This window comes from Polaromonas glacialis (assembly GCF_000709345.1).
In the GTDB taxonomy this organism is placed as follows: domain Bacteria; phylum Pseudomonadota; class Gammaproteobacteria; order Burkholderiales; family Burkholderiaceae_C; genus Polaromonas; species Polaromonas glacialis.
Genome location: NZ_JMDZ01000050.1, coordinates 1 through 724 on the forward strand (window position 1 = coordinate 1; position 724 = coordinate 724).

Sequence of the window (724 nt, forward strand, 5' to 3'; positions counted from 1 at the left end):
CTCAACATGTCCGCCGGCACGCTCAGGAAGTGGCTGCAAAGCGCAAGCAAGAAAACCGGCACGATAGCCCCCCCGGTGTCCGCTGCAACTGCTGCACTGGACGGCCCGGCGTCGGCCTGGACGCCTGCACAGCGTTTGATGGCGCTGCAGCAAAGCTATGCACTGGATGACATGGCCCGGGCCAGCTGGTGCCGCGAGCATGGCGTGTTCGAGCATCAGCTGGTGCAGTGGCACCAGGCGTTTTGCACCCCTGCCGTGCCCGCTTCACGCGAGGCGAGCGGCGCCTTTCGCGAGCTGCAGCGCCAGCATGATCAGTTGCAGCGCGAACTCAGGCGCAAGGAAAAGGCGCTGGCCGAGGTGGCTGCCTTGCTGGTGTTGCAAAAAAACTTCCAGGCGCTGTTGGAGGGCGCGGACAAATGACGTCCGTCCAGCAGCGCCAAAAGTTGCTCGGCCTCATTGACAAGGCCTGCGCCGACGGGGCGCGTTTGCAACCGGCTTGCCGCCAGATCGGCTTGTCGTGCCGCAGCGTGCAGCGCTGGCAGCGCTCTGAGGCGGCCGAGGGTGACCAGCGCCCTTCAGGCAAGCGGCGCTATGCACGCCCGGCCAACAAGCTGCTTGAAGAAGAGCGCCAGGCCGTGATGGCCACGCTCAACAGCGAAGCGTTCAAGGACTTGCCGCCGAGCCAGATCGTGCCTCGCCTGGCCGACAGCGGCGTCTATGTGGC

General features: G+C 65.6%; 1 protein-coding gene and 1 pseudogene. Both read left to right on the plus strand.

Annotation, left to right across the window (positions count from 1 at the left end):
* The coding region (locus tag EC86_RS25760) for a transposase (RefSeq protein WP_029523722.1) at nucleotides 1-420 on the plus strand (420 nt) is incomplete at its 5' end.
* A pseudogene (locus EC86_RS0100270) lies at nucleotides 417-724 on the plus strand (IS3-like element ISGur6 family transposase); the annotation flags it as partial. The gene EC86_RS25760 and the pseudogene EC86_RS0100270, both read left to right, overlap by 4 nt.